15 protein-coding genes are annotated in these 13919 nt (G+C 68.6%); 11 read left to right on the top strand and 4 right to left on the bottom strand.

Features of this window, described 5'->3' with window-relative positions:
• Positions 1-24 precede the first annotated feature (24 nt).
• From R3E10_07780 to fabG, 4 genes are all read left to right on the top strand, one after another.
• Positions 25-1266, top strand: a complete 1242-nt coding sequence (locus R3E10_07780; protein MEZ4415638.1) for a LeuA family protein — start codon at positions 25-27, stop codon at positions 1264-1266.
• Positions 1256-1987, top strand: coding sequence for a response regulator transcription factor (locus R3E10_07775; protein MEZ4415637.1), 732 nt, complete (start codon positions 1256-1258; stop codon positions 1985-1987). The genes R3E10_07780 and R3E10_07775 overlap by 11 nt, the downstream gene beginning before the upstream one ends.
• Positions 1984-3300: an ATP-binding protein gene (locus tag R3E10_07770; GenBank protein ID MEZ4415636.1), complete on the top strand. Its 1317-nt coding sequence runs from the start codon at positions 1984-1986 to the stop codon at positions 3298-3300. Before R3E10_07775 ends, R3E10_07770 begins: the two co-directional genes overlap by 4 nt.
• Before the next feature lie 90 nt (positions 3301-3390).
• On the top strand, positions 3391-4293 hold the full coding sequence (gene fabG, locus R3E10_07765) for a 3-oxoacyl-ACP reductase FabG (GenBank protein ID MEZ4415635.1): 903 nt from the start codon (positions 3391-3393) through the stop codon (positions 4291-4293).
• A 101-nt stretch (positions 4294-4394) separates the two neighbouring features.
• Here the strand turns inward: fabG and R3E10_07760 are convergent, their stop codons facing one another.
• Together R3E10_07760 and R3E10_07755 are read right to left on the bottom strand one after the other, a co-directional pair.
• A complete protein-coding gene (locus R3E10_07760; protein MEZ4415634.1) occupies positions 4395-4832 on the bottom strand; it encodes an Hsp20/alpha crystallin family protein in 438 nt (145 codons plus the stop codon).
• A 249-nt stretch (positions 4833-5081) separates the two neighbouring features.
• Entirely contained in the window at positions 5082-5282 is a 201-nt protein-coding gene (locus R3E10_07755; GenBank protein ID MEZ4415633.1) for a dodecin family protein, read from the bottom strand.
• A gap of 137 nt (positions 5283-5419) precedes the next feature.
• Here R3E10_07755 and msrB point away from each other — a divergent pair, with 137 nt between their 5' ends.
• Positions 5420-5866, top strand: coding sequence for a peptide-methionine (R)-S-oxide reductase MsrB (gene msrB, locus R3E10_07750; protein ID MEZ4415632.1), 447 nt, complete (start codon positions 5420-5422; stop codon positions 5864-5866).
• A gap of 75 nt (positions 5867-5941) precedes the next feature.
• Here the strand turns inward: msrB and R3E10_07745 are convergent, their stop codons facing one another.
• The gene (locus R3E10_07745; GenBank protein MEZ4415631.1) at positions 5942-7003 is read right to left on the bottom strand and encodes a YncE family protein; all 1062 of its coding nucleotides are present in this window, start codon (positions 7001-7003) and stop codon (positions 5942-5944) included.
• A gap of 5 nt (positions 7004-7008) precedes the next feature.
• Complete coding sequence (locus R3E10_07740) at positions 7009-8757, bottom strand: hypothetical protein (GenBank protein MEZ4415630.1); 1749 nt, start codon at positions 8755-8757, stop codon at positions 7009-7011.
• A gap of 205 nt (positions 8758-8962) precedes the next feature.
• On the opposite strand from R3E10_07740, the gene R3E10_07735 reads away from it, so the two are divergent.
• The 6 genes from R3E10_07735 to R3E10_07710 all read left to right on the top strand — a co-directional run bounded on the left by R3E10_07735 (position 8963) and on the right by R3E10_07710 (position 13866).
• Positions 8963-9595: a hypothetical protein gene (locus tag R3E10_07735; protein ID MEZ4415629.1), complete on the top strand. Its 633-nt coding sequence runs from the start codon at positions 8963-8965 to the stop codon at positions 9593-9595.
• Complete coding sequence (locus tag R3E10_07730; GenBank protein ID MEZ4415628.1) at positions 9592-10083, top strand: hypothetical protein; 492 nt, start codon at positions 9592-9594, stop codon at positions 10081-10083. The genes R3E10_07735 and R3E10_07730 overlap by 4 nt, the downstream gene beginning before the upstream one ends.
• A 108-nt stretch (positions 10084-10191) precedes the next feature.
• Positions 10192-11208 (top strand): isocitrate/isopropylmalate family dehydrogenase, encoded by a 1017-nt coding sequence (locus R3E10_07725; protein MEZ4415627.1) that lies wholly within the window; start codon positions 10192-10194, stop codon positions 11206-11208.
• Positions 11205-11564: a hypothetical protein gene (locus tag R3E10_07720; protein ID MEZ4415626.1), complete on the top strand. Its 360-nt coding sequence runs from the start codon at positions 11205-11207 to the stop codon at positions 11562-11564. Before R3E10_07725 ends, R3E10_07720 begins: the two co-directional genes overlap by 4 nt.
• Before the next feature lie 121 nt (positions 11565-11685).
• Positions 11686-12870 (top strand): acyl-CoA dehydrogenase family protein, encoded by a 1185-nt coding sequence (locus tag R3E10_07715; protein ID MEZ4415625.1) that lies wholly within the window; start codon positions 11686-11688, stop codon positions 12868-12870.
• Positions 12871-13074: 204 nt separating this feature from the next.
• Complete coding sequence (locus R3E10_07710) at positions 13075-13866, top strand: hypothetical protein (GenBank protein ID MEZ4415624.1); 792 nt, start codon at positions 13075-13077, stop codon at positions 13864-13866.
• The last annotated feature ends 53 nt before the right edge of the window (positions 13867-13919 follow it).

Here is a 13919-nt window from a genome sequence, read left to right as displayed (position 1 = left end):
AGTCCGCACGCGGCCGGAGAGGCCATGAACGAGCGCGACCTGATCCACGACTGGAACCTGATCGAGCCCTCCTTGAAGCCGGGCTCCGGCATCCACGTGGAGCTGAACGACGAAACCCTCCGGGACGGGCTGCAGAGTCCGTCCGTCGTGGACCCGCCCATCGCCGTGAAGCTGCGGCTGATCCATCTGATGGACTCGATGGGCATCGCCAGCGCCGACATCGGCCTGCCCGGCGCCGGGCCGCGCGCGGTGGCCGACGTGACGCGGATCGCTCAGGAGATCGTCGCGTCGGGACTCCAGATTCGACCCAACTGCGCTGCGCGCACCGTGGTGGCGGACGTCGAGCCGATCGCCGCCATCAGCCAGAAGGTCGGCATTCCCATCGAAGCGTGCACGTTCATCGGCAGCTCTCCCGTGCGGCAATACGCGGAGGGGTGGACGCTGGAGCGGATGCTTCAGGTGTCGGAAAAGGCGGTACGATTCGCGGTCGGTGAAGGTCTCCCCGTGATGTTCGTCACCGAGGACACCACACGGGCCCGACCGGAGGTGCTCCAAGCGCTCTACGGGAACGCGATCCGTTGGGGAGCCCGTCGGATCTGCCTGGCGGACACCGTCGGGCACGCGACTCCCGAGGGGGTGCGCTCGCTGGTGCACTTCGTCCGTGAGGAGATCGTCGAGCCCTCGGGCGAGGAGGTGCAAATCGACTGGCACGGCCACCGGGACCGCGGTCTCGGGCTTGCCAACGCTTTGGCCGCCATCGAGGCAGGCGCCGACCGCATCCACGGGACGGGACTTGGTGTGGGAGAGCGCGTCGGCAACGTCGAGATGGACCTGTTGCTGGTCAACTTGAAGCTGATGGGCCTGCACCAGGTGGAGCTGTCGTCGCTGTGCGAGTACTGTGAGACCATTGCGGAGGCCTGCCACATTCCGCTGCCTCACGACTATCCTGTCTTTGGACGGGATGCGTTCCGCACAGCGACGGGCGTGCATGCGGCGGCGATCGTCAAGGCGCACGCCAAGGGCGATTCCTGGCTGGCGGATCTCGTCTACTCGGGTGTGCCTGCGGCCATGTTCGGTCGGTCTCAAGAGATCGAAGTGGGCCCCATGTGTGGGCTCTCCAACGTCAAGTTCTGGCTGCGGGCCCGCGGCTACGATGCGGACGACACCGAGCTCTGCGAGCGCATCCTGGCCGCGGCCAAGGCGTCGGATCACACCTTGAGCGAGGCCGAGGTGTTGGCCTTGATCGCGAGCGGCGTTGGCCGGTAGGCAGGGCGAAGCCGAGGCCCGGCGCATCCTGGTCGTCGAGGATGAGGCCGACATCGCAGCCCTGGTTGCCTATCAACTCACCCGGGCCGGGTTCCAGGTCCAGACGGTCTCCAGCGGCACCGACGCCCTCAAAGCCGTGGAACGGCAGGTCCCGCACCTGATCGTGCTGGACATCATGCTCACCGGCCTCTCGGGCCTGGAGGTCCTGGAGAGGCTGCGCAGCGACCCCGCCACGCACGACGTTCCGGTGCTGCTCCTGACCGCCTTGCGCGAACCGTCCGACCGGATCCGCGGCCTCGAGCTCGGAGCCGACGACTATCTGACCAAGCCGTTCAGTCCCAAGGAGCTCGTTCTTCGGGTCGAGGCGGTGCTCCGCCGGGCCGTGGGCGCGGCGGCGGGCAGCGGATCCATGCTGCGCGCGCTCGATCTGCGCCTCGATCCATCGGCGGCTCGGTGCTGGTGGCGGGAGCAGGAGCTGCAGCTGACCCCGACCGAGTTCCGGCTGTTACAGGCGCTCATGGAGCGCAGAGGCCGAACCCTGAGTCGCCACCAGCTCCTGGAGAGCGTGTGGGACGTGGACCAGCGGGTCGCGGGGCGACTGCAGACACGCACGGTGGATATGCACATGCGGCGACTGCGCGCCAAGCTGGGCGAAGCCGGTGAGTGGGTGCAGACCGTGCGCGGGTTCGGCTACCGCTTCGAGCCCCCCGACTCCGAGTGAGAGCACCGAGGCTGGGCTTCTGGGTGGCGGCCTGTGTGGCGGCGGGCGGCTCTCTGGCCCTGGCGCTCAGCGGGCTCGGCGTGGGCTGGGCGTTGCTGGCGATGCTGGGCCTGGCAGCCGGGGCGGGGTGGGTGACCCATCGCAGCCTGCGTCCGTTGCAGGAGCGCGTTCGAGCCCTGCGGGAGGGGGAGCGCCTGCCCGCGTTGGGGTCCGGCGGTCTCCGCGACCTGGAGACGCTGGGTCGGGAGCTGGGTACGGTGGCGGATGACCTGGCCGCGGCCCAGGAGCAGTCGCGCCGGGAACGGGCCGAGATGACGGCGCTGCTCGACGCGATGGCCGAAGGCGCCATCGAGCTGAGCGACGACGCCCGCCTGATCCGCGCCAACGCGGCCGCCCGTCGCATCCTGGAGATCCGCGAGTTTCGACCGTTCGCACCGGTCGAGGCGCTGGTGCGGGACAGCGAGCTGCGCGATGCCCTGGAGGCCGCCGTCGTGCGCCCGCTCGATCCCGTGGAGGTGACGCCCTGGGACCGGACCATCATGGTGCGCGCCCAACCGTTGCCGAGCGGCGGGGCCATCGTCACGCTGCAGGACCTCACCGAGGTTCGTCGGCTCGAGCGCGTCCGGACCGACTTCGTCGCCAACGCATCGCACGAGCTCAAGACCCCCCTGACGGCGCTGCGGGGGTTCGCCGAGTCGCTGCTGGACGACGAGCCACCGCCGGAGATCCGCCGGACCTTCATCGAGTCGATCGCCAAGAACGCGGTGCGTCTCCAGCACCTGGTCGAAGATCTGCTCGATCTCTCCCGCCTGGAGTCAGGAGGGTGGCGTGCGGAGCTCGAAGCCGTCGATCTGGCCGAGCTGGCCGAACAGGTTTGGGCAGAGACGCTCGAGGGAACGGAGCGGAGGATCTCCTTTTCCGTGGAGGGTGCCGGCGTCGCTTGGGCCGACCAGCGTGCCGTGGAGCAGATCTTCGCCAACCTGTTCAGCAACGCGCTCCGCTATACGCCGGACGGCGGCCAGGTGCGCCTCGTCATCCGGCCCGGCCCCGAGCGGTTGCAGGTATCGGTGAGCGATACGGGCTCTGGGATCCCTCCGGAGTCGCTTCCCCGGATCTTCGAACGGTTCTACCGCGTCGATCCCGCCCGATCCAGAGCGGAGGGGGGGACGGGTCTGGGCCTATCCATCGTCGCGCATCTGGCCCGTGCCATGGGCGGCTCCGTCGGGGCCACCAGCCGGTTGGGCGACGGCACCACGGTGACGTTCACGCTCCCGCGGGCGACCGAGGAGCACGGCGCGGGGGCCGACGCGTAGGCGTTCAGGCGATCGGAGGTCGCAAAGCCGGTGCGCCCCTCGCTACCTTGCACCGCCACGTGACCCGAACCGCCACCGGGAGCTGAACGAGTGCACGACTCCGACGCATGGAGCCCGCAAGCCGCCTGGATGCCCGAGCCCGGGGACGAGGCGTGGCGGGGCTCCATCGGCGGTGAGGAGCTCTCCTCCGTCCTGGAACCCCTCACCGAGCCCGAGCCGCTGGCTGCCCATCGGGAGTTCCGGGACCGCGTGGCCATCATCAGCGGCGGATCGAGCGGCATCGGGCGCGCAGTCGCGGTCGAACTGGCAGCGCGGGGAGTCCACATCGCCTTCAACTACCTCGACGACGGGACCTCACGTACGCGTCGGGAGGCCCAGTCGGTGGCGTCGGAGCTGCGCATGATGGAGGTACGCGTGGTCTGCGATGCCTGCGACGCCCGCGACTCCGCTCAGGTGAATCGGTTCGTCGCTCACGCGGTGGAGACGCTGGGGCGCGTCGACATCCTGATCAACAACGCGGGCGTGGGTCGGGACCGGGCGCTCTGGCGCATGACGGACGACGAGTGGCGGGTGGTGTTGCAGACCAACCTGGACGGCGCCTTCTTCTTCACGCGTGCGGTCGCGCCCCATTTCCGGAGTCAGGAGCATGGGAAGATCGTCAACGTGGCGTCGGTGCACGGCCTGCGCAGCGAGTTCGGCCTCTCCAACTACTCGGCGTCGAAGGCCGGGCTCCTGGGCCTGACCCGCTCGGCCGCTGTGGAGCTGGGGCGGTCCAACGTGAACGTCAACGCTGTGGCTCCCGGCTACATCCGCACCACGCGACTCACCGAAGCGGTGCCGCCCGAGATCCTGGATCGAGCCCGGGAACGAAGCGTCCTGGGGCGCCTGGGCGATCCTCAGGACGTGGCCAACGTCATCGTGTTCCTCTGCAGCGAGGCAGCTCGCCACATCACCGGTGCCGTCCTCCCCATCGACGGCGGTTACTTGCTGTAGGCCCGGCGCCGCGGCGCCCCGGATGCGGGGTGCCCCACTCGTGTCGAACAGGGGATGCCCCGGCCGCTCCGGGAGCGGTCGGGGCTCCTGCGGAGGGCTGTTCAGGCGACCGGAATGTGGATCGGCGTGACCTCAGGTGCCTTGGGGACCCCGATCGTCAGCACGCCATCCTTGAAGGTGGCCTTGATCTTGTCTTCCAGCACTGCGGTGGGGAGGGTCAGGGACCGGTAGAAGGAACCGAACGACCGCTCCATCCGCCGGAAGTCCTTGCCTTCCTTCTTCTCTTCGTGCTTCCGCTCACCGCTGATGCTCAGGCAGCCGTCCTGGAAGTCGACCTTGATCTGGTCCTTGGAGACGCCCGGCAGGTCGAGATGGATCTCGTACGCCTTGTCGGTCTCGCTCAGGTCCATGCGGGGCGCCCAGACTCCGTCGTTCTCGGTGACCTCCAACTCCGGCAGCAGGTCATCGAACAGGCGCCCGAGCTCGCGGCGGAACAGGGTGCGAGTGGGGACGTCACTCCAGCGAGTCAAGCTGACCATGGAAACCTCCTTTCCGATCTCGGGGTTGGTGATGGGAGCCGAGCACCCCGACGACTCGGCTCTTGGGCAGAGACACAATCTTCTGCCACGAACGCCCTGCGTCTGCCGGGCACGGCGAACTCGCAGATGTCGGGAAATCCCCGCTGGAACCCAGAGATGGAGAGCGGCCCTCGATGGCGAGGGAGAGGAGGGATCGGCCGGTCGCTGAGCGACCCGCGGGGGCGGGCCGCTCGGACTCGGCCTCGGGTGTCAGGACCCGACCAGGAATGTGACCTTGCAGTTGACCCGGAAACGGGAGACCGCGTTGTTGGACACCACCGCCTGGATATCCTGAACGTAGACCGAACGGATGTTCTTGACCGTCTTGCTGGCCTCTGCCACCGCGTCCTCGACGGCCGTTTCGATGGAGCTGCCTTCGGCCAGGACCTCGATGACCTTCGCTACCGCCATGGAACCCTCCCTTCGTTGAACGGGATTACGGTGTGGTGGAGCGAACGCCCTGCGGCCGTGCGACGGCCCGACGCCCGAACCACACCTCGGTTGAGAGGGTACCCTACCCTATGCACCATGGCAACTGGAGAGACGCGATGAGCAAGAAGACGACGAAGTCGGATCGGGAGTGGCGCGAGGAGCTCGACTCGGAGCAATACCGCATCACCCGCCAGAAGGGTACCGAGCGGGCGTTCACCGGTGAGTATTGGGACTCGAAAGCGCCTGGCATGTACACGTGTGTCTGTTGCGGCCAACCGCTGTTCGACTCCGCCACCAAGTATGATTCAGGATCGGGCTGGCCCAGCTTCTATGCACCGGCGGATCCGGGAGCCATCACGGAGAAGGACGATCGCAGCCTCTTCATGCGGCGTACCGAGGTGCTGTGCTCCGCCTGCGACGCGCACCTGGGACATGTGTTTCCCGATGGCCCCGCGCCCACAGGTCAGCGCTACTGCATCAACTCCGCTGCTCTTCGTCACGAGCCGCGCCCCACCACCGAGCACACCCCCGATCCCAACGTGATCGAGGAGCAGGAGGCCTAGGCGGGCGCGGCGGCGGCGGGCACCGGCGCCCGGAGGCTCTCGCGGAAGCACACCTGGACGGGACCAAGCCCCGCGTCAGGACGCACCGCCCGAAGGCTCGCGGACCGCGATCCCCAACAGATAGCCACCCAGGTCGCGACGCCAGCGGACGCTCAGGTCGACCAGATCCACCGCCACAACGGTGCCGGCGGTCCCCGCTTCTCCTTCCAGCGTGAGCCAAGCACTACCACCGTCGGAGGACACGGCGATGCCGTGGGGATGGGCCCCTCCGAGGGGAATGCGGGCCTGCTCCCGCAGCGTGCGGGCGTCCAGCACGCTGAGCGTTCCGTCCATTCGATGGGGGATCAGCAGCAGGCCGCCGGGCGTAATCGCCAACTGCGCGGGACCGGGGCCCGTTGCAACGGTCGGCCCGCGGGTGCCGTCCCGCGCGAAGCGTACGACTTCGTCGGCCGCGTGCATGCCCACGAAGAATGCGCTCCCGTCCGGCAGCCAGGTGACATTCAGCGGACGGTAGCGCGGTGTGCCCGGCGAGCCGGGCGCATCGCCGGCCGTGACACGGACACGCTCCGTGAAGCTGGAGGCGTCCAGCAATACCACCTCGTCGGACAGGCTACACGCAATCGCCACCAGCGCGCCGTCCGGACTGACGGCGGCATCATGGGGGGCGGCACACACGGTCAGCTCCGCCGCGACCGTCAGGGCATCGAGATCGACCACGGAGATGCCGCTGATCGCACCCATGCCACTGCGATAGTAGTCCGGGATGAACGCGCGCTGCCCATCCGGGGTGATACGGACACGGGAGGCGCCGGGCAGGTCCAGACGCAGGCGGCCCACCAACCGATCCCCGGCTGCCTCGAACGCCCACAGCGTGGGCTCCCCGTGCGAGAGGGTTACATACCAACGCTCTCCGTCGGGGGCAATCGCTATACCGTGCGGCTCGTCACTCTCTCCGGGCCGTAGATCGACGTCGATGCTGTCGAGGAGCGCGCCGGTGGCTGCGTCCAGTACGAACACCTGATCCGTGAACCCGGACGTGACGTAGAGGCGACTCACCCAAGCGTCGCCCCCGCAGCCGGCGTGAGTCAGCGCTGCGGCGAGCGTCAGCCCCACCGCGAGGCGCCGCCCGCCGCCCATGGCGCTCAGAAGGTGGGCCGCAGGACGACCAGCCCGTTGTTCATGTCGGACACGTAGAGCAATCCGCCATGGAGTTGGGGTGCCCACGTGCACGTGCCGTCCACGGTTGCGCATCCGAACCCTTGTCCGTCGTATTCGACGCCGAAGACCTCACGGCCTTGCGCTCGCAGGTCGCCCAGCAGCGGGCCGCTCACATCCAGCGCGTGTAGGCCGCGCTCGTACCAGGCGAGGTAGAGTACGCCCCGCTCCTCGTCCAGCCAGAAGTTGTGGGGTGTCGTGCCGGGCACGCGGAAGCTGGCGACCTCGACCGGGTTGCTCAGGTCGTGCAGGTCGACGACATGCATGTGGCCTGGCGACTGGAAGTCCTCTTCACCGACGAACACGTATCCCGACTCCGGCCAATACCAGGCGTTGTGGGTCTGTCCGCCGAGGTCCGGCACGCGGCTCACTTCGACCGGGTTCGTTGGCGAGCCGCCCGCGACGCCATTCCCTACGTCGAGGATGATCAGCCCGGCGTTCCAGTGGGAGAGGAAAGCGAGGCCGTCCCGTACGTAGACGTCGTGCAAGAAGCTGGAGCCTCCGTAGAACGATGCCGCCAGCCGAGGGGCGCGCGGGTCACGGATGTCCAGGATGCGGAGGCCGTTGCCCACACCATCGACGACGAGATAGGCATAGTCGCCGTCGAGCCAGGCGTTGTGCACGCCGCTCTCCAGGCCCTGGGTGAAACGGCTCAACACGGCCGGGTGGGCCGGGTCTGCCAGGTCCAGGAACGTGACGCCGTTGCGACCCGCGTTGTCGCCCTCGTGCGTGATGACGGCCAACGCGCCGTCCGAGCGCACTTTGACGTCGTTGAGCGTGCGCGCTTCGATGGACACGGCGTCGACCCGAACCGGACTGGTGGGTGTGCTCAGGTCCCACACGTTGAGCGCGTCTCCCCAGAGCGAGACTCCGTTGCGCGTGCGTGCGCCCCAGGTGCCCGTGTAGGCGTAGGAGCCGTGCAGCCAGAGGTCCGAGGTGTGCCGCTCGAGCACCGCGCCCTCTCCCACCCGCACGGCATCACCGCCGAGCCCGCGGGCGCTGACGGTGACGTCCAGGCGCGCAGTCAATCCGCCCACGTGGGCGCGGAGGGTCAGTGTTCCCGGCTGGTACGCCACCAGCGCCCCGCTGGGTGCCACGAAGCCGGCGTCCTGAGGCGTCACACTCCACGTGATGGCAGCACCTTGGAGGGGAGCCCCGGCCGTGTCACGTGCCTCGGCCCGGTAGGGGGTGACGTCTCCTTGCCGCACGGTCGTCGGTCCACTCGTGATCTGGACCGCGGCCGCCTCTACGCCGGTGACTGCGGGCATGGTGAAGCTCACGGGCAGTCGAGTCTCCGCCCCGGGGATGGCGGCGACGAGCTCGGTCGCGTAGGTGCCCGCCTGCAGCAGCGTGCCCGATTCGATTCGCACCTGCAGAACCGCGGATGCGCCGGCGGGCAGCGTCGACAGCTCGGGCGGATCGACCACGAGATGCGCGCCCGGCACGTCGGTGGCGCCTCCTGCCGAGACGGGGCCGGAGCGGAGCTCGATCGGGCCCACCGCGCGCGGGCCGGCGTTGCGTACACTCAACGATCCCGTGAGTGAGGGGCCGAGGGTCAGGGCGGGAACGTCGAAGGCGATCACGTCCGGGGTGGTGCCGTCGGTGCACGCCGCCAGGGCCAAGGCGAGTGGGATCGCCGGGATCCAGCGAAGGGACCTGAGCAGTCGAGCCACCATACGTCCAATCCTGATTGATTCCGCGCCGCGAGCCCCCGCGCTGGGCGTGGCCGCTCCTCGGAGGGCTGCTTGCACTGCCCCCGCTGTGCCCCTCCTGATACGCGTGGGCCGCACCAGGGTTGCGGTCCTCAGGGAACGTCGGGGCCTGCTGCCCTGTAGCACACGGTGTTCCATTCCCTCGTTTCCGTCGAAGGACTCGCCCTCCGTGCACCATTCCCTGCGCTTCGGAAGGAGCGGCCCGCTCGGGGCCCTGCTGGTCATGGCGGCCGGGTGCGCCAGTGCGCCTCAGGCGCCGCCCCAGGCCGGACAGGCCCGTGGAGCTCTGCCGGATCTCGAGGGGCAGAAGGTGATGGTCTTCCCCGTGCAGCGGGTCCGCGGCCTGGGCTCGGAGTTGGATCCCGCGGCCGAGGTGGCGTTCGCCTTCGAAGCACGCGGCGGAGCGGAGTGGATCCTGCCCACGGAGCTGCGACGGGCAGTGGCCCGCACCCCAGGGCTCACCGTTTCTGCCGACGGCCTGCCGGTGGACATGTTCCTGCGTGCCGAGGTGGATCGGATCGGTGATCCGCTCTTCGGCATCCTGCGGCGCATGGCGGCCCTGACCGGGGCAGACCTGGCGCTGGTTCCCGTGGAGGCGCGCAGCGCCCCGTCGGATGCCGAGGCCGGCCAGACCGTCGAGATTGCCGCTGCCTTGATCAACGCCCGCACGGGGCGGGTCTTTTGGTACGGTGTGGTCGACGGGGTCAGCAGCGCGGGATCGGCAGGCGCCTTGGCGGGAGCCGCTGAAGCGCTCGCGCGCGCGGTAACGCCGCGCCTGGATCGCGGGAGGGAAGTGCTGTGATGCGCCGGGTGTTGTTGGTGGGGGTGGCTGCGGCATTCTGGGGGTGTGAGCAAGCGCCGCTGGAAGTGCCGGCTGCCGAGGATGTCGTGGCGGCCTACCAGTACTCCGGGCGCCTGGAGGCCGAGGTCAGCGGCAACGTGGCCGAGGTGACCGTGGTGCAGCCGGGCCAGCAGCTGCGGCGAGGTGGAGCCCTGTGGGCCAAGGTGGGGCCCTACATCTTTCTGTTCAGCAAGGAAACCCAGGGTCTCTTCGAACGCTATGACGGTCTGGCCGCCGTGCGGGTGGTGACCAAGGCCAGCAATGGGCAAGAGATCGCTCGTGCGCTGCTCACCCGGGATACGTTCAACGACGTCACCTGGAACCGGGCCATCCTGGCGGCTGTGAAGGCGCGTAAGGACGGCACGCGCAGCCCCGGTCTGGTGGAGGACCTGGTGCGCTTCGGCGAAGACCACACGACCTTCGAGTACTCCAAGCGCTACGTGCGCTAGGGCGGGCGCGCCCCGCTGGCAGCGGGCGGCTGCGCACGCTTGATTCGACGGGGGGCTCGGGCGATCATAGGCCCCGCACCTCCTCATCTCCGCCCACAAGTGAAGGACATGGCCCGCACCATCACGGTGATTCCCGGAGACGGGATCGGTCCCGAAGTCACGCACGCCACCCTCGAGATCCTGCGCGCGTCCGGTGCCGACCTGGACTACGAGGAGCAGCCAGCCGGGGTCACGGCCCTGGAGCAGGTCAAGGATCCCCTGCCCGCCGCCACCCTGGAGTCCATCCAGCGGCACAAGGTTGCGCTCAAGGGACCGCTGACCACGCCGGTAGGGACCGGATTCCGCTCCATCAACGTGGCCATCCGCAAGGAATTCGATCTCTTCGCCAACGTGCGGCCCGCACGTTCCCATACGCGTGGGGGTCGCTACGAGGACATCGACCTGGTCCTGATCCGCGAGAACACGGAGGGACTCTACGTCGGCGTCGAACACTATATCGGCATGCACGGCGATCCACGGGCGGCCGCAGAGTCCGTCATGATCATCACCCGCTTCGGTGCGGAGCGCGTGCTCGAGTACACGTTCGAGTTTGCCAAGCGCACGGGGCGGAAGAAGGTCACGCTCGCGCACAAGGCGAACATCCTGAAGTACACGCAGGGGCTCTTCCTGGACGTGGGTCGCGAGATCGCAAAACGATACGAGGGAGAGATCGAGTTCGAAGATCGCATCATCGATGCGACCGCGATGCACCTGGTCATGAACCCGTACCAGTTCGACGTGATGGTGATGGAGAACATGTTCGGGGACATCGTCAGCGACCTCATGGCCGGGCTGATCGGAGGCCTCGGCATGGCGCCCGCGGGCAACATCGGAAAGGACGTGGCGGTCTTCGAGGCGGTCCACGGCTCGGCTCCCGACATCGCGGGCCAGGGGGTCGCCAATCCCACCGCCCTCACTCTGGCGGCGTGCATGCTGCTGGACCATCTGGGGCAGCGCGAGGCTGCCACGCGCATTCGCACGGGGCTCGACGAGGTTCTGATCCATCGCCTGGCGCCCACGCGGGACCTGGGCGGAACCGCGACCACTCGCGAGTTCACCGAGGCGGTCATCCGCGCGATGAAGTGAAGGGCGCCGCCTTCTCCTTCCTGGATCGCTTCCCCGGCGAGTCGCTGACCTGCGTCCGCTGCTTGGAGCGCAAGCCCAAGTCGGAGTTCGACCGACTCCTCTGGTGCGAAGGCTGTCGGGAGCGCGCGCGTGCACGCGCGGCTTCCATCGGGTGGGTCGGGGGCGGCGTAGCGGTGGTGATTGCCGGACTCTACATCTGGTTCGTCGTCCGGCCTTCGGGGCTCATTCCCCAGCTCTGGCTCGCCGCCTTGGTCGCCGTCTACTGGCTGGCCGCCCGTTTCGTGCGGGAGATCGCCCTCGGCGTCATGCGTTACCGCAACGACCGGGCAGCCGAAGCCCGGCCCCCGGACGAATAGGGAAGCTCCGCATGGGTGGCGTCCCCGAGGCGCCTACTGCTGGTCCCCGTGCGCATTACATTAGCACCGTCCCCGGGGGGCACCGCGCCCCTCCCCGCAGGACCCTGTCCCCGAGACGAGCATGGCCGAGAGATTCCAGGGAGTCGACTTCTACGCGCTGGACGCCCACTTCTCCGAGGAGGAGCGGATGGTCCGCGACACCGTCCGGGACTGGGTCGAAGACCGCGTGCTGCCGCTCATCGGCGACGCCTACATCGAGCGCCGCTTCCCGCGGGAGTTGATCCCCGAAATGGGCGAGCTCGGTGTGTTGGGAGCGAACCTCCCTGAGCAATACGGCTGCGCTGGTCTCAACAACGTCGCCTACGGGCTCATCATGCAGGAGATGGAGCGCGGCGACTCCGGACTCCGCTCCTTCGCCTCCGTACAGGGGGCGTTGGTGATGTATCCCATCTATGCCTTCGGGAGCGAGGAGCATCGGACCAGCTGGTTGCCGAAGCTGGCCAGCGGCGAGGCCATCGGCTGTTTCGGTCTCACCGAGCCGGACTACGGCTCCAACCCGGCGGGCATGCTGACGAACGCCCGCAAGACGTCGGACGGATGGGTTCTGAACGGTACGAAAATGTGGATCACGAACGGATCCATGGCGGACGTGGCCGTCATCTGGGCGCAGACCCGGGAGCAAGGCGACACCAAGGGGATCCGGGGGTTCGTGGTTCCGACAAACACGCCCGGGTTCAGCGCGCGCGACCAGAAGGGGAAGCTCTCTCTGCTGGCGTCGGACACGAGTGAGTTGGCGCTGCAGGACGTGCACGTACCCGACTCGGCGCTGATGCCGAAGACCGACGGACTGAAGAACCCCCTCATGTGTCTCACCCAGGCCCGTTACGGCATCGCCTGGGGGGTGGTGGGCGCGGCCATGGCCTGCTACCACGAGGCCCTGTCCTACGCCAAGACCCGCGTGATGTTCGACGGTCCCATTGGAGGCAAGCAGATCCAGCAGGTGCGCCTCGCCGATATGGTGACCCGAATCACGCAGGGGCAGCTACTCGCGTACCATCTGGGTCGCATGAAGGATGCGGGCACCATGATGCCGCAGCAGGTCTCGATGGCCAAGCGTGCCAACGTAGACATGGCCTGCGAATGCGCGCGCGAGGCGCGCCGCCTGTTGGGGGCCAACGGGATCCTGATCGAGTATTCGGCGATGCGCCACATGTCGAACCTCGAGTCGGTGTACACCTACGAGGGGACGCACGACGTCCACTCGCTCATCCTGGGCCAGACGGTAACCGGCGTCGCCGCCTTCTGACCGGCCGGGTCGGCGTCCTCCCCACCCCGGGGAGGCCGCCCGCCGGGCCGGCCTCCATACGCTTCGAGCGCGGTCCCGCTCGCGGCCCTCGGTCCGCCTGCTCGACTGCCGCAGCCATGCCTCACAGCGGGCACGCTCGTTGCATCCGCACCACGCGTCTGCCCGGTCCGAACCCCCCGGGCGCGAACGCCGGAGGAGAGAGGTATGGAGAGCGCCATGGGCCGTTGGAGCACCGATTCCGGGCACTTTCCCGGTTCCGACACCATTCCGGAGGCCCCGGAAGAGGTTGCCGTACGCGAGGCATCCGTTTCCGCTCCGCGTCCTGCCCCTCTGGGCTCCGCGACCAACGGGGCGGCGCCCGCCAGCCCAACCATCGCGGGCATGGTGACGCCCCTTCATACGGTGCGACCGACCCCGGCGCCCACACCTGCTCCGTCGCGGCCGACCCCCCCGGTTCCGGGGCTCGCCGGTGAGGAGCGGCTGGCTCAGGTCCGGGAGTTGATCTTCGGCAACGAAATGCGCGCCTACGAGAAGCGCTTCGCCGAGATCGAAGACCGGCTCGTCCAGCGCATCTCCACGTTGCAGACCGAGCTCGTGCGCGAGCTCGCCACGCTGCGCCAGACCCTCGAGCCCCGCATCGGCGCGGTCGAGCGGGAACTCGCCGAGTTGGGTGAGGCGGAGGAACGCGCGGTGGAAGCGGCGCGTGAAGCGGTCGAGGGCCGCGTGCGCGACATGCGGGTCGAGTTCATCGGCTACCGCAAGACCCTGGAGGGCACCATTGCCCAGGTCGAAGAGCGCGTGGCCAAGGGCGGCCGCCAGCTGACCCAGGAGATCGTGGAGTTGCGTCACCAGACCGCCCAGCGCTTGGCGGAGGTGGCTGCCGATGCCGACCGACGCATCGGCACGGTGGAAGGCCGCATGACGGATCGTGAGACCTTGGTCCGGGGCCTGGCCGAGTTGGCCCGCGGCTTGGTTGGCAAGGATCCCCACGCCTGATTCGAGCGATGAGCGGACGGGCCGGTTGTCGTCTCCGGCCCGGCCGACTCATC

Source organism: Gemmatimonadota bacterium (assembly GCA_041390105.1).
Classification (GTDB): Bacteria; Gemmatimonadota; Gemmatimonadetes; order Longimicrobiales; family Gaopeijiaceae; genus JAGQIF01.
Note: the sequence above shows the minus strand (reverse complement) of the source record. Positions and strands in the feature narration are given on the sequence as shown.

Coding starts and splice junctions, on each gene's coding strand:
- R3E10_07715 (MEZ4415625.1), top strand. CDS start 11,686: ATGGCCGAGAGATTCCAGGGAGTCGACTTCTACGCGCTGGACGCCCAC.
- R3E10_07760 (MEZ4415634.1), bottom strand. CDS start 4,832: ATGGTCAGCTTGACTCGCTGGAGTGACGTCCCCACTCGCACCCTGTTC.
- msrB (MEZ4415632.1), top strand. CDS start 5,420: ATGAGCAAGAAGACGACGAAGTCGGATCGGGAGTGGCGCGAGGAGCTC.
- R3E10_07755 (MEZ4415633.1), bottom strand. CDS start 5,282: ATGGCGGTAGCGAAGGTCATCGAGGTCCTGGCCGAAGGCAGCTCCATC.
- R3E10_07710 (MEZ4415624.1), top strand. CDS start 13,075: ATGGAGAGCGCCATGGGCCGTTGGAGCACCGATTCCGGGCACTTTCCC.
- R3E10_07745 (MEZ4415631.1), bottom strand. CDS start 7,003: ATGGGCGGCGGGCGGCGCCTCGCGGTGGGGCTGACGCTCGCCGCAGCG.
- R3E10_07725 (MEZ4415627.1), top strand. CDS start 10,192: ATGGCCCGCACCATCACGGTGATTCCCGGAGACGGGATCGGTCCCGAA.
- R3E10_07780 (MEZ4415638.1), top strand. CDS start 25: ATGAACGAGCGCGACCTGATCCACGACTGGAACCTGATCGAGCCCTCC.
- R3E10_07740 (MEZ4415630.1), bottom strand. CDS start 8,757: ATGGTGGCTCGACTGCTCAGGTCCCTTCGCTGGATCCCGGCGATCCCA.